At 39.7% G+C, this 18,272-nt stretch carries 17 protein-coding genes; 11 read left to right on the forward strand and 6 right to left on the reverse strand.

Going from position 1 to position 18,272, the window contains the following annotated elements:
• Positions 1 to 6: 6 nt before the first annotated feature.
• The 3 genes from moaA (at position 7) to mutM (ending at position 2,519) form a co-directional block, all read left to right on the forward strand.
• The gene (gene moaA, locus AC0L4E_RS18695) at positions 7 to 993 is read left to right on the forward strand and encodes a GTP 3',8-cyclase MoaA (protein WP_473680984.1); all 987 of its coding nucleotides are present in this window, start codon (positions 7 to 9) and stop codon (positions 991 to 993) included.
• A 215-nt stretch (positions 994 to 1,208) separates the two neighbouring features.
• Positions 1,209 to 1,664, forward strand: a complete 456-nt coding sequence (locus tag AC0L4E_RS18700) for a hypothetical protein (protein ID WP_473680986.1) — start codon at positions 1,209 to 1,211, stop codon at positions 1,662 to 1,664.
• A gap of 39 nt (positions 1,665 to 1,703) precedes the next feature.
• A complete protein-coding gene (gene mutM / locus AC0L4E_RS18705) occupies positions 1,704 to 2,519 on the forward strand; it encodes a bifunctional DNA-formamidopyrimidine glycosylase/DNA-(apurinic or apyrimidinic site) lyase (protein ID WP_473680988.1) in 816 nt (271 codons plus the stop codon).
• An 86-nt stretch (positions 2,520 to 2,605) separates the two neighbouring features.
• On the opposite strand, the gene AC0L4E_RS18710 is transcribed toward mutM, so the two are convergent.
• Together AC0L4E_RS18710 and coaD are read right to left on the reverse strand one after the other, a co-directional pair.
• Complete coding sequence (locus tag AC0L4E_RS18710) at positions 2,606 to 4,105, reverse strand: capsule assembly Wzi family protein (protein WP_473680990.1); 1,500 nt, start codon at positions 4,103 to 4,105, stop codon at positions 2,606 to 2,608.
• Positions 4,102 to 4,611, reverse strand: a complete 510-nt coding sequence (gene coaD / locus AC0L4E_RS18715; RefSeq protein ID WP_473680992.1) for a pantetheine-phosphate adenylyltransferase — start codon at positions 4,609 to 4,611, stop codon at positions 4,102 to 4,104. The genes AC0L4E_RS18710 and coaD overlap by 4 nt, the downstream gene beginning before the upstream one ends.
• 254 nt (positions 4,612 to 4,865) lie before the next feature.
• Between coaD and wecB the strand changes: the two genes are divergently transcribed.
• Entirely contained in the window at positions 4,866 to 5,996 is a 1,131-nt protein-coding gene (gene wecB, locus AC0L4E_RS18720) for a non-hydrolyzing UDP-N-acetylglucosamine 2-epimerase (protein WP_473680994.1), read from the forward strand.
• Between the two features lie 2 nt (positions 5,997 to 5,998).
• Positions 5,999 to 7,126 carry a glycosyltransferase family 4 protein gene (locus AC0L4E_RS18725; protein ID WP_473680996.1) on the forward strand — a complete coding sequence of 376 codons (1,128 nt, stop codon included), beginning with the start codon at positions 5,999 to 6,001 and terminating at the stop codon, positions 7,124 to 7,126.
• Positions 7,127 to 7,178: 52 nt separating this feature from the next.
• On the opposite strand, the gene AC0L4E_RS18730 is transcribed toward AC0L4E_RS18725, so the two are convergent.
• Positions 7,179 to 8,015 carry a glycosyltransferase family 25 protein gene (locus tag AC0L4E_RS18730; RefSeq protein WP_473680998.1) on the reverse strand — a complete coding sequence of 279 codons (837 nt, stop codon included), beginning with the start codon at positions 8,013 to 8,015 and terminating at the stop codon, positions 7,179 to 7,181.
• Positions 8,016 to 8,165: 150 nt separating this feature from the next.
• Positions 8,166 to 9,032 carry an adenylyltransferase/cytidyltransferase family protein gene (locus AC0L4E_RS18735; protein WP_473681000.1) on the reverse strand — a complete coding sequence of 289 codons (867 nt, stop codon included), beginning with the start codon at positions 9,030 to 9,032 and terminating at the stop codon, positions 8,166 to 8,168.
• A 405-nt stretch (positions 9,033 to 9,437) separates the two neighbouring features.
• Between AC0L4E_RS18735 and AC0L4E_RS18740 the strand changes: the two genes are divergently transcribed.
• From AC0L4E_RS18740 to AC0L4E_RS18750, 3 genes are all read left to right on the forward strand, one after another.
• A complete protein-coding gene (locus AC0L4E_RS18740) occupies positions 9,438 to 10,505 on the forward strand; it encodes a CDP-glycerol glycerophosphotransferase family protein (protein ID WP_473681002.1) in 1,068 nt (355 codons plus the stop codon).
• Positions 10,506 to 10,644: 139 nt separating this feature from the next.
• Complete coding sequence (locus tag AC0L4E_RS18745) at positions 10,645 to 11,763, forward strand: glycosyltransferase family 9 protein (protein ID WP_473681004.1); 1,119 nt, start codon at positions 10,645 to 10,647, stop codon at positions 11,761 to 11,763.
• A gap of 23 nt (positions 11,764 to 11,786) precedes the next feature.
• Entirely contained in the window at positions 11,787 to 12,638 is an 852-nt protein-coding gene (locus AC0L4E_RS18750) for a glycosyltransferase (protein ID WP_473681006.1), read from the forward strand.
• Positions 12,639 to 12,641: 3 nt separating this feature from the next.
• On the opposite strand, the gene AC0L4E_RS18755 is transcribed toward AC0L4E_RS18750, so the two are convergent.
• Positions 12,642 to 13,670, reverse strand: coding sequence for a glycosyltransferase family 9 protein (locus AC0L4E_RS18755; RefSeq protein ID WP_473681008.1), 1,029 nt, complete (start codon positions 13,668 to 13,670; stop codon positions 12,642 to 12,644).
• A 92-nt stretch (positions 13,671 to 13,762) separates the two neighbouring features.
• On the opposite strand from AC0L4E_RS18755, the gene AC0L4E_RS18760 reads away from it, so the two are divergent.
• The gene (locus AC0L4E_RS18760) at positions 13,763 to 14,485 is read left to right on the forward strand and encodes a 3-deoxy-D-manno-octulosonic acid kinase (protein WP_473681010.1); all 723 of its coding nucleotides are present in this window, start codon (positions 13,763 to 13,765) and stop codon (positions 14,483 to 14,485) included.
• An 11-nt stretch (positions 14,486 to 14,496) separates the two neighbouring features.
• On the opposite strand, the gene waaA is transcribed toward AC0L4E_RS18760, so the two are convergent.
• The gene (gene waaA / locus AC0L4E_RS18765; protein WP_473681012.1) at positions 14,497 to 15,783 is read right to left on the reverse strand and encodes a lipid IV(A) 3-deoxy-D-manno-octulosonic acid transferase; all 1,287 of its coding nucleotides are present in this window, start codon (positions 15,781 to 15,783) and stop codon (positions 14,497 to 14,499) included.
• 324 nt (positions 15,784 to 16,107) lie between these two features.
• Between waaA and AC0L4E_RS18770 the strand changes: the two genes are divergently transcribed.
• Both AC0L4E_RS18770 and AC0L4E_RS18775 read left to right on the forward strand, forming a co-directional pair.
• Positions 16,108 to 16,764, forward strand: a complete 657-nt coding sequence (locus AC0L4E_RS18770) for a TetR/AcrR family transcriptional regulator (protein ID WP_473681014.1) — start codon at positions 16,108 to 16,110, stop codon at positions 16,762 to 16,764.
• Positions 16,765 to 17,051: 287 nt separating this feature from the next.
• On the forward strand, positions 17,052 to 18,245 hold the full coding sequence (locus AC0L4E_RS18775) for a glycine C-acetyltransferase (RefSeq protein WP_473681016.1): 1,194 nt from the start codon (positions 17,052 to 17,054) through the stop codon (positions 18,243 to 18,245).
• Positions 18,246 to 18,272 lie beyond the last annotated feature (27 nt).

Genomic DNA, 18,272 nt, shown 5'->3' on the forward strand with positions numbered 1-18,272 from the left:
TAATTCATGAGTTTAATAGTCGACAAGTTTAACCGAAAAGTAGAATACTTACGTTTATCGGTCACTGACCGTTGTGATTTTCGCTGTGTTTATTGCATGAGTGAAGATCCAAGCTTTTTACCTAGAGAACAGGTACTAAGCCTTGAAGAACTTGCATGGATTGCACAAGCTTTTACCGAGTTAGGTGTGAAGAAGATTCGCCTAACAGGTGGTGAGCCGTTAGTCAGAACAGATTGTGATAAATTAATCGATTTACTGGGAAAACTGCCAGGGTTAGATGATTTATCCATGACCACTAATGGCTCGCGTTTAAGCAAGCTTGCCCAGCCGATGCATAATGCTGGCTTAAAGCGACTCAATATCAGTTTAGATACCTTAAACCCTGAGCTATTTACCGAAATGACTCGTAACGGCAAAGTCGAACGCGTTATTGCAGGTATTGATGCAGCAAAAGCCGCTGGCTTTAAGCACATCAAAATTAATGCGGTGATTTTACGTGGTAAGAACGATCATGAAGTCATTGATTTAATCAACTTCTGCCGTGAACGTGAACTCGATATTGCCTTCATTGAAGAAATGCCATTAGGCGTCATGGATGAGCGTAAACGCAGCCGTCACTGCTCAAGCGAAGAAGTCAGAGGTATTATCGAAGAGGCTTACCCGTTAATCCCTTCAAGTAAGCGTACCGGCGGGCCTGCTCGTTATTACAAGATGGCCGACAGTGATATCCATATCGGTTTTATCTCACCTCACAGTAACAACTTCTGCCACGAATGTAATCGCGTTCGCGTAACGGTAGAAGGTCGTTTACTGTTGTGCTTAGGCAATGAGAACTCTGTTGATTTAAAATCAATCGTCCGTGAATTCCCTGGCAATATCGGCAAATTAAAAGATGCTATTTTAGAGGGCATTCAACACAAGCCAAAAGAACATTACTTTGGTACTGATGATGACGTACAAATTTTGCGTTTCATGAATTCTACAGGCGGTTAGCCTCCGTCGTAGCGACTCGCTAGATGTGTATAAGCTAATAGCGTTCAGCGAAAGTTAACTAAAGGTGATGCCAAGTAATGCATCACCTTTTTTATTGTCTTTAATTCACCATAAAAACCGACAATGCCCTCGTTAAACTATTCACTTTTTGCTCAACATCATTTTGCTATACACTATGCCTTACAATAGAAATCACAATCATAATGCATTAGTTTATGGCACTCTCTCGAAAGAAATGGAATAACATCCTTATTATTGCCTGCGTGTTCATGGTCGCAGTGCTGACCTTTATTGACTCCAAAACCAACCAAATGCCTGAGGATGCGCACGCATTATTTGATGCTCAAAACCAATTAACCCAATTACAATTTAGTGGTATTTGGCTTAATAAATCAGATAAAAAATGGGGTTGTGAGGAAACAGTATTGAACTGCCAGCCTTTAGCAACAGCTTGGTCTGAACTGGCGATTTCAGCCATTAATATGACCGAGGATGAGCTTAAATTGTTGCCGTCCCCGCTACCATTGAGCATTGCAATTAACCACCAGCCGCAAGCGCAGCATTGGCAATACTATCCACAACAAGGCTTATTGCAGTCGGCAGCTGAGAACTGGTATCAAATTCCGCCCAGTTTACGAAGTGATCTAATACCCGTTATCTCAAGTAAATAACCTAATACCAATATTTAAACGTCACTGACATGGATACTTATGCCTGAATTACCTGAAGTTGAAGTCACCAAACAAGGCATATCGCCACACCTTGTGGATCAGACAGTTCGAGATCTCGTCATTAGAAATGCCTCTTTACGCTGGCCTGTTCCTGACATCTGTAAAAACATCATTGGCCAAACGATTAAACAAGTTCGCCGCCGTGCGAAATACCTACTTATCGATACCGATGCGGGTATCACAATCGTCCATTTAGGCATGTCAGGCAGTTTACGAATTCTTCCTGCAAATACCCCTGTCGAGAAACACGACCATATCGACCTTGTATTAGAAAACGGTCGAGTGCTGAGATATAACGACCCTCGCAGGTTTGGTGCTTGGCTTTGGTATGAACTGCCTGAAGAAGCTCACCCGTTGCTGATTAAGCTAGGGCCTGAACCCTTAAGTGATGACTTTAATCCACAGCAGTTACAAGCAGCATTAGCCAACAAGAAAAAAGCCATTAAGCTATGTTTGATGGACAATCATATCGTCGTTGGTGTTGGGAATATTTATGCCAATGAGGCGCTATTTGCAGCAGGAATTCATCCGCAAGCAGCGGCTGGAAATATCGATATAGAAAGACTGACGATATTAGTGAGTGAAGTAAAACAGATCCTTGCCCAAGCCATTAAGCAAGGTGGCACCACGTTGAAAGACTTTACTAATGCCGACGGTAAACCAGGCTACTTCGCCCAAAAGCTCCATGTTTACGGCCGCGGCGGTGAAAACTGTACCGAGTGCGGCAATTTACTCAGCGAAATAAAGCTAGGCCAGCGCACCACAGTATTTTGTGGGCTTTGCCAAACACGATAGCCTTGTAACCGTACCTTTAGATAAGGTAAAACAAAAAAGCCTCAACTTGATTTTCTCGTTGAGGCTTTTTTAATTCAAATTTGGATTTAGAATTTATATTGATAGCGAGTAAATAAAGTTCCATCCGTTTCAGTGTCATCCACTTCAAATTCAGATTGTGAAATACTGCCACCAAAAGTCATCATGCCACTCAGCATTGGCATGCGATAAGACAGCTCTAACATTAACAAGTCTTCTTTGGGAGGTTGCGGCGCCCAACCATTATCACGATTCTCACCATCTTTATTTAACTGTGCATAACGCAAAATAGACGTAAACGCATGGCTATTGGAGAACTGTCCCACTAAACCCAAAGCATAAACTTGAGCATCACTGTCATAAGTACTGCCAAATGCGCGACCATGGTAACGAGAGCCGCTTCTGTAGGTGCTATGCTCATAGAAGCAATTAAATTGCTCGGAATCTTCACCACAGAAAACCATGGTATCTGTGTATTCGAAAAACAACTTATATTGCTGGGAATCAAAGCTGAAACGAGTATCTACACCGTACATTTTGCCGCAATCAACAATCTCCCAAGGCTGACCTTTAGAATCTTCACAGGTACGCTCAAGGAAAATACCGACAGGGACATCCCAAAACGTTTCAGAATAGCGCACATCAAAGCCGGCCATCTGATTACCGTAATTAGAACAGTCCCCATCTTCAAAACCACGACAATCACGCTGCCCCGTTATCGACTTCCAAGCGCTGTCAAAGTCACACTCTTGGCCTTCACCACAAAACTGCGTGGTCCAAGACAAGCCAATTTCAAGCTGTCGTAATGGTTTAATAGAAGCACGCAAGTTCCACAATAGCGCATGAGGGGCGTACCTTTCCTCTTCCATCATGCTAATGCCGCCTGTTAAGGTCCAAGTACCTAACCAAGATAACCACGGAGTCTCAAACGCCTCGGCATTATTGCGAGACACCATCAATGAAGGCATTGGACGAGCATTATTAGATTTATGCAAACCGGAATCAAAACCAGGTCCCCACCACTGCTCAATCGTCCCAGCAGTAACAATCCAGTTACCTAATACCATCGCCATGTATGAGTCATCTAATCTAAACTCTTTATCGTCTTCAGGGTCGTAGTTAGCTGAAGCCGTCACCTTAAAAGCAAATCGTTCGCCCATATACTCATGTGATGCTTTTAACTCACCCTTTTCACGATAATCTGAGCCAAAATGCTGGAATCGAGCTTCATCAGTAGCTGCAGTCGCTGTAATACTGGTATTGCCGCGATTTTCTAGCGCATTTTGATAATAAAAATTAACCCTAGCAAACGCATCTATTAGCGCAGGGGATAAGATAGAAGGTTCAACTTTTCTTAAATCATTGCCAATGCCAGACCACATCAGTGGAAATGTATTAACAGGAACCGTAATCACTCCCGCATCAGCAAGCGCTTGAATGTCTGCACGTAAATAAATATCTGACGTATCTACCCAAGGTGCAGCCACTGCGACACCAAATAATCCAGAAAGACTGACTCCGAGTGCTAGTTTTGATAACCGATTATTGAGACCTTTAATTAACTTCATTTTTTAGCGAGTCCTGCTTTACGCTTTTCGGCTATTTTTTCTATTAGCGAATGCGTGACATCAGTATGAACAAACTGACTCACATCACCGCCATGCAGCGCAACTTCTTTAACTAAGGTTGACGAGATAAACGAATTTTCTTCCGCCGGAGTCAAGAAAACACTTTCTAAATCAGGATTTAAGCGACGATTCATATTCGCCAATTGAAATTCATATTCAAAATCAGATACCGCACGAAGTCCCCTGACTAGCACACTGGCATTTTGCTCTTTGGCAAAATCGACTAACAATCCGGTAAACCCCACAACTTCAACATTATCAAGATGAGCTGTAACCAAGTTGACTTGAGCTACGCGTTCTTCAAGAGTAAAAAGAGGCTGTTTTGAAGGGTTTGAAGCAATGCCGATAATCACATGACGAAATAGCTTCGCCGCGCGCTCAATCAAATCAGCATGTCCATTGGTGACAGGATCAAAAGTACCTGGATATATCGCGCGTCTATGCATTTGGCTTATTCACTATAGGTGCAATGAGTTTATTGTTAATAATAGCGTTTATTAAGATCTATCCAGTTAACTAAAACACATTATTCATGAAACATAAAATTGGCAGAATAATACTACATGCTGGCTTGTTACAGCAAAATTTAAAATGAAACAGATAATCAACCCAATTTAAATTCCACTTATGCCGATTATTCGCTAAAGGTTTAATAACGGGGTAAAATTAGCTAATTGATAAATTCTTTGGCATCGCTATTTTGAAAACCCTTCCTTTAAAAGTTCTTTTGGTGTTTGGTACTCGCCCTGAAGCGATAAAAATGTGCCCTCTAGCTAAAAGTCTGGTAGCGGACCCACGTTTTGAAGTCGGAGTTTGTGTCACCGCTCAGCATAGAGAAATGTTAGATCAAGTCCTCGATATTTTTGAAATAAAGCCAGACTACGACTTGAACTTAATGAAGCAAGGCCAGACATTAGAATGGCTAACAAGCACCATTATCGAGAAAGTCAGTGTAGTGATTGATGACTTTAAGCCACAATTAGTACTTGTACACGGTGATACCACGACATCATTTGCAGCCGCCTTAGCTGCATTTTATAAAAAAGTCGATATTGGCCACGTTGAAGCAGGGTTAAGAACCGGTGATATTCACTCTCCTTGGCCAGAAGAAGCCAATAGAAAGCTTACCTCTACTATAACTAGACTACATTTCGCTCCAACCCAAAGTGCTGCAGACAACCTACTGCAAGAAAACGTGTCTACAGATCAAGTATTTGTAACTGGTAATACTGTGGTTGATGCCTTACACACAACGGTAAAGCATATTAAAGATTCAAACTACCAAGCCGCCACCTTGTCAGAACTTACCGAGACGATAAAGAATAAGAAACTCATATTGATCACAGGTCACCGCAGAGAGAACTTTGGTCAAGGTTTCGAGAACATCTGCTTAGCTCTAAAAGACATAGCCCAAAATCACCATGATGTCGTATTAGTTTATCCGGTTCATTTAAACCCTCAAGTCCAAGAGCCAGTCAACAGGCACCTTTCAGGTATTGAGAACTTTCACTTAATTAATCCATTAAATTATCAGGATTTTGTATTTTTAATGGATAGAGCCGATATTATTTTAACTGACTCTGGTGGAATTCAAGAGGAAGCTCCTTCACTGCATAAACCCGTATTGGTATTAAGAGATAAAACAGAACGCCCTGAAGCCGTCAAAGCAGGCACAGTCAAACTGGTGGGTACCAACCAACAAAGTATTACTTCCGCTGTTGAAACATTGCTCCAAGACGCTTCTTCTTTTAAAGAACTAACCAATCCATACGGAGACGGCCAAGCTTGTCAGAAAATAAAACATATCATCGCAACAACTTATAGGTTGTAACCATGAAATCTATTTATATTATTTACAGGGCGATGTTTAACCATCACGGTGAAATGAATGTCATCGGTGGGATTGAGAATTATATCCTCAGTTTAATTGAAACATTTGAAGCAAAAGGCTGGCAAACACACATAGTTCAGCCTGCCAAAAAACCATTTACTGTCATAAAAGAGACTCATACCATTCATGGCATTAATACTGGTTGGCATAGGGGTAACGCTAAAAAATACGCTTTAGCCAAATGGGTTGAAACACAAGCCAGCAGTGACGACATTGTCATTTTTGCAACGGATTCCTATGCAGTTAACATTAAAAGCCTAAAGACCATTGCTGTTCAACACGGTGTTTCTTGGGATAAACCAAGAACATCGCAAACGACATTTATGCAATTAGCATCATCTTTAGCTAACCATATTAAATACTTAACTTATACCAATAAAAGTAATGCATTAGTTTGTGTTGATCATAATTTCATTAATTGGTACCGCACCTGGTTTGATGTAAAAAAGACCAAGGTCAAAGTTATTTATAACTTTTTTCACCAGCAAGTGTCAGAAAACGCCTTTGATAATAAATGGCAAATTGAACCAAGTACCCATTCTATAAAGCTCATTATTGCTAGACGCTTTGTTGATTATCGTGGCATTGCCATGATAACCCCAGTCATTGAGCAATTAGTTAATACCTACCCGAACTTAGAGGTAACATTTGCTGGAGAAGGGCCTTTAGAGGATGAACTAAAAACAAGATTTAAAAATCACCAACAAGTACAAGTCATTCAGTACAAACCCGAGCAGAGTTTCGAAGTGCATCAAGCCCATCATCTTGCTGTTATCCCTACGCTAGGCTCTGAAGGCACATCACTTTCAATGATTGAGGCTATGGCTGCTGGTTGTTTAGTGGTTAGCAGTAATGTGGGTGGTCTTTCTAATTTAATATTAGATGGCCATAACGGACATTTAATCATGCCAGATGCCACTGAGTTTAAAAAAGTGCTTGAGCAAGCTATTGTCGATATAGAAAGCAGTAAAAAACTTGCATTTCAAGGCCATCAATCCATTACGCATGTTTGTTCATTCGGACATTGGCAGCAGCAATGGGTTGGCTTAATTGAAGATCTCACAAACTAAAAGAGCATACCTAAAGTATGCTCTTTGCTTAATTGCTTAATTGCTTAATTGATTAATTGCTTAAGTTTGAAATTTTGGGCAGTTTGCGGCTATTTAATCTGACTTTAATTTCAAATGAAATTTTCTGCCAAATACGTTTTAGTGGACGTTTTTTAGCAAAATCTCTATTTTCTAAGGAACCTATTTCGCTATCAAAATCGGCTTCTAATACTGGAAACGGTCTAACAACAAAGCAATCCAAGTTTTTTTCAAACCAATATTGGATATCAATATCCACAGGCCTTGCAATAGGCAGCGCAGTTGCTAAAAGTTTTTTTGCACCTGCTAAAGAAACAAACTGTCCTCTTGTTGAAGATGGTAGTTTCAAACAAGTTCCTAATGAGAATTGGTCATTAAGTGCAATCGGATCGATGACCTCTTTTTGCTTACGACCATGGCACAGTTTGATGTAGTCCCACTTTTGCTGCAGCTTCCCTACGCTATCAATTAAGTCACCCATACCTTTATCGAGTATTGAGTCATCTTCGAGTATCAACGCATAGTCAATATGGTTATCAACCATCTCATTCCAGCAATTAACATGACTCAAATAGCAGCCTAGCTCACCAACATTAAGCACTTTGTCATATTTTTCTAGGTTAGTTTTCTCATCGAAAACACGACTTATTTCTGAATCAGATAACTCTTTACCATAAACCGCAGGCACTCTTTCATACTCAATGTTTAACTGAGTCAATTGTTGTTGCATAAAAGCCATTCTATCTAAGCTTTTATCTAAATTAATAACAAACACTTTAAACTGCATAATGTCTCTATTTTCCATCCATGGCGTCATTTTATAATTTGCCGATATAATCCATGACGTTGGAGACCATGGGACTGTAGTCATTTAACTTTAATGTATTGAGTAAAAGCATCTTAAACCCGCAAATATTGCGTTATCAAGTAGGTAATAAATACACCCTATGATACATCTAAACTTCAATATCAAACCGTTCTATTAATGGTCGAAAAGCTTGAACGGATACCACCTAATCCTTTAGGCGTCTGATTTTGGTGTTATATTTAACTTTTGCTTCAATACAGTTGAACTCACGTTGGGAGTATAATCAAAATACTCCATTTCACATGTAACCTTTGGGTACTTGCCTTTCCAATCTGAGCCAACAGAAATTGCATCGATATTATATTGGTCAACAATATCTTGTTTATTTTTATCAACTTGCGGGATAACCTCATCAACAAATCGATTGGCTTCTAAAATTGAGATCCTTTCTTCAAAAGGAATAATCGGAGGACGCCCTTTAGACTTAATAATAAGTTCATCGGTGGAAACACCAACAATTAAATAATCACAAAGTTCTTTGGTTTTCTTAAGAATGTTTAAATGCCCTTGATGAAAGATATCAAAGCAACCTGAGGTATACATTCTTCTATAAGGCTTTTTAGCGTCAGTAACGACAGCTTCTGCCACATTACAAAAATCACTCTTCAATGTTTTAAGAAGTTCATCTCTATAAATTGCTTCTAGCTGCAGTTCATCGGCCAAACTTGGTGCTTTAGGCCAATGACTGTCAATAAACTCTTTGCCGCAAAAATCAATCGGAAACTCATAGCGAGGAATAATATGAAAATGAACCGCTGGATCCACCATCATCAGCATCAAATAATTTACTTTATTACAATCAAAACGATACTTTAATACCTTTTCAATATCTGAAATTATTTGCTTTTGCTCATCAGAGGCAGCATTTGAAATGCCAGAATAATGATGAACACTTTCCTTACATACCAACACCATTGAACCAAGTGTAGGTTGCCCTGGTCTTAGTAATAGATTCCAATGCTGATAGCTTTTTATCAAACTTGAAGGGTAATCGAAAGTTCTCAGGGTAGATTGGGGCATAGTAAAGTGTCTTCTTAGAGTGAGATAGATATTTTAATTGAATTCGCTTAAAGCGTCTATAAAGAGCCTTAAGCTCACCTTTCATTCTCTTAAACAAGCGCTTTCAATTAAACAGTATCGATTGAATTATATTATCGAGCTAGATGAGCATTTTGATGACCTAATTCTTTAACAGCAAAAGTTCATGCTCAATAAGCTTTAACAGAGGAGTTTCAGCATTTCTTTAACTTTCAGAAAGATTGTTACATAATGAATAACAATACGAGAGCTAAACGCTGCTGAAGTGAGGTTCAATGTGATCTTACCCTCATTAATTACTCCTGTTTTCGACCAAAATATTGAAGGCCGCTTTAATACAAATGGCTATGACATCACCTAGTAAAAATAATTTTTAAAGAGAATGCTATGTTAATCGTGTTTGACACATTGAACGTATATTATTTACCCCAATATGTTCCAATCATCGAACAGCTTAAAAAACGAAATCATAACGTTAAGTTAATTTGTTATAGCAATAAAAATGATCAAAAAGCATTCTCAAACACCATTAATGATCTCAATGTAGATTGTCTCTGGGTGAAAGATAAACATGAAGCGAAGCAAACTTATCTATCACTAAAACCTGATTGGATCTTTTTTGGTAATGAATGTGACTTCCTTGATGAGGTGCATCAGTACTCTAAGACAGCTCAGTTAGGTCATGGCGTTGGCCCTAAACCCAGTTATTATCACAAATCGAAAACTCCAATGACGGTTCGATTTATTGAAGGTGAGCTGAGATTAAATAAAATCAAAGAGTATTACCCTAGTGATACTTTTATCCAGGTGGGGTTCTCTAAGCTAGATCCAATGTTTAACCAAACTGAGCCAGGGTTTGATTTATCCGCTTTAGGTTTGAATCCAGAAAAACAAACCATCTTATATGCGCCAACCTTTAACCCAAGTTCGTTAGAGTGCTTTCCAGATAACTGGCCAACGGATTTCACTGACTACAATATTTTAATTAAACCTCACTCGTTAACTCAGGTCAGAGAGCAGTATAAAAAACAACGAGATAAGCTTGCAAAGTGGTCTAAATACAGCAACGTATATGTCGCTAAAGAACAAGATATTTCTTTACTACCATTTATGAAAAATGCTGACATTTTACTCAGTGAAGCATCAAGTACTTTATTTGAATTTGCGGCATTAGGTAAGCCAGTAGTAGTGTGTAACTTTTTCAAATTAAAATGGTCTTATCGTGGCATTTTCAAATATCGTTTCGATAAGCGATTTGGCAAAGACAACGTTTTATATTCTGATATTGGTTATCACATAAATGATTACCGCTCATTACTTTCTGCAATTCCCCAACAGCTAGGTAATCCGGACGAGTTTAACGACAGACGACTTAAATATACATTTGATCACGTCGGCCCAACTGATGGCTTAGCCTCGACCAGAATTGTGGATTATTTAGAGCAATATAGTTAATGGACTCTATATACTGCCCAAAAATTGGGTTGTGAAAATCGATTTTGCTTCAATTGATGACTAACTTTGCATATAAGATTTTAATCATTATGCTTTCAGGTTATGCTTTCTTATTATTTTTAAAGCATGAAATCCACATATGTCTATCATCTCTTCAGAGCAATTAGAAAGCTGTAAGCGTTTACTTTTTATCTCGCCTTTTGCGCTAGGCGACTTCCTCTACTTTAAGACTTTTCTTATTGCACTCAAGCAACAATATCCACATATTGAGATTGATATCTGGTTAGATGACAATCGATGTAATACCGATGCTTGGCGCTTATCCCGCAGTAAAATTTTACAGCAATGGATGCAAGCTGAAGGTTGCTTTAGTTGTAGCTATGGGTGTACAGACTCAATCAAAGCCAGAGATGCTCAAATAAAAGAAGCCCAAACAAAACAATACGACATTGTGGTTTGCCACTCTCCTGGCAGCAAGGCCAACCAGTTCTCAGATATTGCCAGAAAGATATCGCCTAAAGGCTATATCGTATCAAGTGTTTCAAAAGCGCCATTTAAAGGTTTTCTAAACCTCTTCTTATTTCGTAATAGCGATAAAGTATATCAACTCGATACGCAATCCTTACCAGCCAACCACCACATTACCGACCGTTTTATGAAAGTGATGAATAGTATTTTTAATCTTAATCTTTCAAAAGACCAAATGATGCCTAACTTAGTTGTGCCTGAAGACACCACGGAATACTCTAAAGCTTGGCTAGCAGAAAACTTTTCAACAACCGACAGTAAACTATTCTTTTTAAATCATTTGTCGACAAGCACTAAAAAAGACTGGGAGTTGAGCCAATTATTCTCATTGATTAGTTCACTTGAGCGAGCAAATAAAAACAACAGGTATATCATCAATGTGACACCTGAAAATTTTGACGAAGTACAAAAGAAGTCACAAGTTTTTGCTCAAGAAAATGGTTTTCAAATAGTAGTATTTACAGTCGATAAGCACTTTTTCGAGCTGCCTTCACTTATCGCTTTAGCTGATTTTGTTATAACGGTCGATACCGCTATTTTACACTTCGCTTTTGCAGCAAAACGACCGCTTTTAGCCATGATGCGTCAAAAGAAACCTTATTGGGCTCCGCCTGAGACCTCAACATCCCATGTAATGTACGCCAATGAGGGAAAAGGACATGTATCAGATATTAGTGTTGAAAAAGTGTTCAAAAAGTATTTAAACATGACTTCAATTGACTCAAAATAACTTACTACTAAGGCCATATAGTAATGAAAAAAGCGATATTTACCCTAGCTATTGGTAATAATCCAATGTACAAAGCCGCTCTGGAAACATTTCAAATATATGCGGACAAAGTCGGGGCAGACCTCATAGTTTCGGACGAGTTACATTACCATATTGATATTCAAAATCCACAATACTCAGCAAGCCCTGCTTGGCCTGAAAAACTCTATACTGCAGAATTACTTAAAAAGTATGATCGTGTACTCTACTTAGACGCCGATATTTTAGTAACACCTTCAGCAAAAAATATTTTTGAAAAATATACAGACCTAGAAACTGTCTATATGTTTGATGAGGGCCAGCATTTAAATAGAGATTTACCGATTTCTCAAATCAATGAGGAGCTTGGTGCTGCTGACAGTTGGCAAAAAATTAATGGGAAGCAAAGCTACTATAATTTTGGCATGTTTCTCATTTCTAAAGAGTGCAAACTTTTTCAATTTGCTACATTAGAAGGCATGCAAAAAATTTGTAACTCAGTAAAATTTTATGACCAAACATTCATTAACTATGTAATTCAAAATAATTGTATACCAAATCAATGTGTTGATGCTGAATTTAATCGGATGGAGTTTTTGGGGCAAGATGGTTACAAGCAAGCGAGCTTTATTCACTATGCAGGCCGTGGTTACCGTATTAAATGCCCGAGCAGAGAAATCCGCTATGTTGATGACTATTGTAAACTTTATCCTGAAAAAGTAACAGCGGAAAAAAAAGCAGCAATGAAATTAGATGCATGGAACTTATTCATTAAGAACCTTAGTAAGAAAAGTAGTATTCCCCAAGGAGTATTACAGTTCTTCTGTAAACCAACAATCGGTCGTCAATGGTTATAAAGGCTACTCAAGCAATGTGAGCTTCTCAATCACACTTTCAACTGCAATTCGCGTCATTAAACCTTCGCCTTTTGCACGAGTGCCCCACTTTATTGGGGCACTTTTTTGCTCCAATATCACTTCATCATAAACGCTCACCACATTATCTAATGAGTTGTAAGGCCCAGTTCTACCTGGGTTTGAATGAGCGTATAACCCAATAACAGGTGTTCCTTGAGTCACAGCCATATGCGCAGGGCCAGTATCTGGCGCTATCACCACTGAAGCATTTTTTAATACCGCGAGCAATTGAGTCAATGAGGTTTTACCAATAAAGCTCTCAATTTGCTGAGTGGCAAAACCCGTTATTTGCTTAGCCAACTCAACTTCAAGCTGGCTAGGTCCACCACATAACAATACACGGTAGCCCTTTGATACTGCGTAATCCGCAACTGCAGCATAACGCTCTGGTAGCCAGTTGCGCTCAGCTTTACTGGCGGCAGGGCAAATGACTAATACCTTTTCACCTTCAGCAATGAGTTCGTTTGCAAATTGTGTATCTGAATCAGGGACAGGAATGTTCCAGCAAGGGGTTAAATCTTTAACGCCAATGGTTTTAGCAAATCCCATAAAGCCTTCTAACACATGAGGTGTTGCTAGTGGCTCTACCGCTTTATTCGTCACTAACCACTGGCCTTCTTTAGCACGGGCTTTATCAAAACCGATGCGGATCTTGGCCGAAATCATTAACGATGCAATGGTCGCTCTTAGCGCAACCTGCATATGCAATAACACATCGAATTTCTGTCCAGCTAGACTCTTTCTTAATGCAGCATAACTACGCCAACCTTGGGACTTATCAAATATAACAAATTGCACGCCGGGCAAGTGCTTTAACAGTTGATATTCCACTTTACCGATCACCCAAGTGATATGTAATTGCGGGTATTGTTTTTGAATAGCTTGCACCATCGCCACTGCATGGCAAACATCACCGATGGCAGATAAACGAAGTAAACACAGGGATGTCATTGATGCATAGTCAGCTTTCATGGGCGCAATTAACCAGAGTAAGTACAAGAGTTCGATCTTAATGTAGAATAAGCTTTATAGCCACCGACAAATCAAAGCTTTGTAATCCACTTATGCAAATAAAATCAACCAACAAAGGTGTTATCGCTTGGTGCGATGATCTCGCTAAAGACCTTACGCCCGCTCAGTTTAGTCCAGAATATTGGCAAACAAACGATGCCATTATTGGTCAATCTAAAGGGCGTTACACTACTTGGTTTGTCCAATACCGAACCCAGCAATGGGTATTAAGACATTATTGGCGTGGTGGGTTAATCGAAAAATTCAGTAAAGATGCCTATGTCTTTACCGGTTTTGAGCGCACTCGAGCGATTGCAGAATTAGCGATTTTAGAAACACTTCACCAAGAAGGTTTCCCTGTCCCAAGACCGATTAGCGCCAACGTTGAACGTTTTGGTATCTGGTATCGTGCAGATTTATTTATAGAATTAGTTAACGGTGCAGATGACTTAGTAGCCCTGCTAACAAAATCGGATCTAACAGCTGAGCAATGGCAAACTCTCGGTAAAACGATTGCGCAATTTCATGCTCGTGGGGTTTATCATGCGGATCTTAATGCCAAAAATATCCTGTTTGCTAACCAACAGTTCTATCTGATTGATTTTGATAGAGGCGAAATCAAAACGCCTCATTCAAGTTGGCAACAAGCAAACTTAAATCGTTTATTGCGCTCATTTAACAAAGAGAAAACTAAGCTGCCGAGTTTAAAATTTAACGATCAAAACTGGCAGCAACTTTTGGCAGGTTACAATCAACATATGAGTGAAAAGAGCTAACCCAGCTTTCTTTAAAATTCACTCAACTGTAGTTGAGTTTCAATAAGCTGTAATTGCTGAGCTAACGCGCCTTTATTTTGACTAACGACGGTCAAACAAGCTTGGGCAGCTTGTTGGTGTTGTTGTTTATCAGCAAACATTAACAGCAATTGTTTGGCTAACGTATCCGCACCTTCTACCACCTTGAGTCCACCAGCTTGGTTCAATAACGCTGTAATTTCAGCAAAATCCCAATGGTGGGGTCCAACACTCACAGGTAACCCCATCGCAGCAGGCTCAAGCGGGTTGTGGCCGCCATTTTCAATTAATGTCCCTCCGATGAAAGCGTAATCGGCTGCGCCATATAGCATCAACAACTCTCCCATCGTATCGCCAAGTAAAACTTGAGTTTGCTCGGTTACCGCTTCATTCATACTGCGTCTTGATAATGAAAGACCATGCTGAGTTGTTGCTACCGCTGCGACATTAAACTGCTCTGGGTGTCTTGGCGCCATAATTAACAAGGCTTGCGGATATTGAGCTAATACTTGTTCATGAGCCTTAAGCATCATTTCAAACTCACCAGGGTGAACACTGCCAGCGACCCAGACAGGTGCATCGACTCTTTGCCATTGCTGACGTAAAGTTTTTGCTTGTTGGTATTTACTTTCATCAATCTGTAAATCAAATTTCAAACTACCGCATACCGCTATTTTTTCAGGATTAACTCCCAAAGACCCAAATCGCTCGGCTTCCAACTTGGTCTGAACAGCGATTGCATCTAGCGAAGCCAGCATAGGCCTACTTAATTTAGACTGTTTTTCGTATTTGGCGGCAGACTTAGCAGACAAACGAGCATTAGCCAGTATTAATCGAACCTTATTAAGTTTGGCGAAGTGAAGCAAATTAGGCCAAAGCTCAGTTTCCATAATGATGCATAACTTTGGCTGCACTTGCCCTAAAAAACGCTTCACGCAAACACTAAAATCAAACGGTAAATAACAATGTTGAACTCGCTTACCCATTTGTTCACTAAATGCTTTAGCAACTTCAGCAGAGCCTGTTGGGCTAGTCGTGGTTATCGTGAACGTTAACTCTGGGTGGGTTTCCATTAGATTTTTGATCAGCGGAATTGCTGCTAAGGTTTCACCCATAGAAACACTGTGGATCAGCACGTCTGATTGTGAGAGTGTCTTAAGACCAAAACGTTCGCCCCAGCGGTTACGGTAATCAGGACTTTTAATACTCCGAAATGCCAAATACATCACCACAAGCGGAGAAAGGAGATAGAGTACGAAAGAATATAGGCCACGAGTCATGAAAGAGTCTTAATCAATTTTGCTTGTCAGATAAACACAATGTTAACATAAACCCAAACCACATAAATATGTGATCATTCAACATAAACTCAGCTCAGTGAGCTAGGTTGAATAACCACGAAAAATTCAACATTCAAACAATTGATGCTGAATCCATTGGGGCTATTAAAGAATATTTTCAATAAACTTGCCCTATGTGATTGTGTGTCTTCTGAACTGACCAGATATTGATGTGGTTTGAGATAATATTCATAAGGATATGCGCTAAGCGTCTTATTGAGTCGTTAAGACTCCTATATTTAGCAATTGATAATTGGAATCGATATGAAAACCCGCGATAAAATAGTTTTTGCCAGTCTTGAACTCTTTAACGAACATGGTGAACGTAATATCACCACCAATCATATTGCTGCGCACCTTAACATTAGTCCGGGCAATCTTTATTATCATTTCCGTAATAAAGAAGACATTATCAATTCGATTTTTGCCTTATACGAAAGTCATCTAGAGTCAGGCTTTAAACCATACGAAGATACCAGTGTCGACATTGAGCTATTGATGGGTTATTTCGATGCAATGTTTTATACCTTGTGGCAATTTAGATTTATGTACGCCAACCTTGCCGACATTCTTAGTCGTGACGAAGCCCTAAAAGCGCGCTATTTAACCGCCCAAGAGCAAGTTCTTAGTCGTTCAAGCAATGTATTAAGAAAATTAATTAGCGACGGTTTTCTTGAGATCGAAGACAGTAAAGTTACCGCGTTAGCTGACACCATTAAAATGATGGTGAGCTTTTGGATTAGCTACCAATTGACCCAATCAAGTACTTCAACTATCACTAAAGCCACCCTTTATGAAGGTTTACTGCGAGTATTGATGATATTTAAAGCGTACTCAGCTCCAGGGTCTGAAGCGACTTTTACTCGTCTTGAACAACATTACCTCGATGTTGCTTCACAAGAGCGTGATGCTGCCGCTTAAAGTCTTAATTTATTGCTCAGCCTCCAGCACATACAAACTGCCTTTTTAGGACTAAAATAGAGTCATAAAAAGGCGGCCTTCTGTTTTGTTAACACACTAAGTCATTCATAAACCTATAATTAGCTTTCGCTTGTTATGGATTAGTATATCTAATGTGAAAGCAGCCCTAGCCCTAATCATTTTTATGTCGCTATTCAGGTTAAAAAAAACACTGTAGAGCCATTAAGATTAAGGTTAGAATGCCGCCAAGCGATTTCCATATTAAAACTATATTTAGGAGAAATCAGGTGGCCTCTACCTCATTTTACGACCGCATAAATCAACAACTTGTCGATGTTAAAGCTGAAGGCTTATATAAGAGTGAGCGCGTCATCACTTCAGCTCAAAAAACAGCTATTAACGTAAATAGTGAAGAAGTGATTAACTTCTGTGCCAACAACTATTTAGGTCTCGCAAATCACCCTGAATTAATTAATGCTGCACAAAACGGATTGAACAGCCACGGCTTCGGTATGGCATCTGTTCGTTTCATTTGCGGTACCCAAAATATCCATAAGCAGTTAGAAAATAGCCTTAGCGAATTTTTAGGCATGGAAGATACTATCTTGTACTCTTCTTGTTTTGATGCCAACGCAGGCCTATTTGAAACGCTACTTGGCCCTGAAGATGCGATTGTTTCTGACTCACTAAACCATGCTTCAATTATTGATGGTGTGCGTTTATGTAAGGCTAAGCGATTCCGTTATGCCAACAATGACATGAGCGAGCTTGAAGCTCAGTTAAAAGCCGCTAAAGAAGCTGGCGCACGTGACATTCTAATTGCCACTGACGGTGTGTTCTCAATGGATGGCGTCATTGCTAACCTACAAGGCGTATGTGACTTAGCTGATAAGTACGGCGCACTCGTAATGGTTGATGATTCTCACGCTGTAGGCTTTGTTGGTGAAAACGGCCGTGGTACTCACGAGTTTTGCCAAGTCATGGATCGTGTAGACATTATTACTGGTACATTAGGTAAAGCATTAGGCGGCGCATCAGGTGGATTTACTTCTGGTAAAAAAGAAGTCATTGACTGGTTACGTCAACGCTCTCGTCCTTACTTGTTCTCAAATTCATTAGCACCTTCAATTGTAAGCGCATCAATTCATGTGCTTGAAATGCTTAAGTCAGGCCACGCACTACGTGAAGCAGTATGGGAAAACAGCCGTTATTTCCGTGAAGAAATGACCAAAGCAGGCTTTACCTTAGCTGGTGCTGACCACGCAATCATCCCTGTGATGATTGGCGATGCAAAATTAGCAGGTGACTTCTCTAATCGCCTTTTAGAAGAAAACATCTATGTTGTTGGCTTCTCATTCCCTGTTGTGCCAAAAGGGCAAGCGCGTATACGCACGCAAATGTCTGCTGCACATACACGTCCTCAAATCGATAAAGCGATTGAAGCCTTTACCCGTATTGGTAAAGAAATGGGCATTATTTAAGGTCAAAGCTAAGGTTGAATGTAAGGT

Source organism: Shewanella sp. GJ50-10 (genome assembly GCF_055808815.1).

Excerpts from the sequence above, each read along its gene's own strand:
- moaA (WP_473680984.1), top strand. The coding sequence starts at position 7 with ATGAGTTTAATAGTCGACAAGTTTAACCGAAAAGTAGAATACTTACGT.
- AC0L4E_RS18700 (WP_473680986.1), top strand. The coding sequence starts at position 1,209 with ATGGCACTCTCTCGAAAGAAATGGAATAACATCCTTATTATTGCCTGC.
- mutM (WP_473680988.1), top strand. The coding sequence starts at position 1,704 with ATGCCTGAATTACCTGAAGTTGAAGTCACCAAACAAGGCATATCGCCA.
- AC0L4E_RS18710 (WP_473680990.1), bottom strand. The coding sequence starts at position 4,105 with ATGAAGTTAATTAAAGGTCTCAATAATCGGTTATCAAAACTAGCACTC.
- coaD (WP_473680992.1), bottom strand. The coding sequence starts at position 4,611 with ATGCATAGACGCGCGATATATCCAGGTACTTTTGATCCTGTCACCAAT.
- AC0L4E_RS18725 (WP_473680996.1), top strand. The coding sequence starts at position 5,999 with ATGAAATCTATTTATATTATTTACAGGGCGATGTTTAACCATCACGGT.
- AC0L4E_RS18730 (WP_473680998.1), bottom strand. The coding sequence starts at position 8,015 with ATGACTACAGTCCCATGGTCTCCAACGTCATGGATTATATCGGCAAAT.
- AC0L4E_RS18735 (WP_473681000.1), bottom strand. The coding sequence starts at position 9,032 with ATGCCCCAATCTACCCTGAGAACTTTCGATTACCCTTCAAGTTTGATA.
- AC0L4E_RS18740 (WP_473681002.1), top strand. The coding sequence starts at position 9,438 with ATGTTAATCGTGTTTGACACATTGAACGTATATTATTTACCCCAATAT.
- AC0L4E_RS18745 (WP_473681004.1), top strand. The coding sequence starts at position 10,645 with ATGTCTATCATCTCTTCAGAGCAATTAGAAAGCTGTAAGCGTTTACTT.
- AC0L4E_RS18750 (WP_473681006.1), top strand. The coding sequence starts at position 11,787 with ATGAAAAAAGCGATATTTACCCTAGCTATTGGTAATAATCCAATGTAC.
- AC0L4E_RS18755 (WP_473681008.1), bottom strand. The coding sequence starts at position 13,670 with ATGAAAGCTGACTATGCATCAATGACATCCCTGTGTTTACTTCGTTTA.
- AC0L4E_RS18760 (WP_473681010.1), top strand. The coding sequence starts at position 13,763 with ATGCAAATAAAATCAACCAACAAAGGTGTTATCGCTTGGTGCGATGAT.
- waaA (WP_473681012.1), bottom strand. The coding sequence starts at position 15,783 with ATGACTCGTGGCCTATATTCTTTCGTACTCTATCTCCTTTCTCCGCTT.
- AC0L4E_RS18770 (WP_473681014.1), top strand. The coding sequence starts at position 16,108 with ATGAAAACCCGCGATAAAATAGTTTTTGCCAGTCTTGAACTCTTTAAC.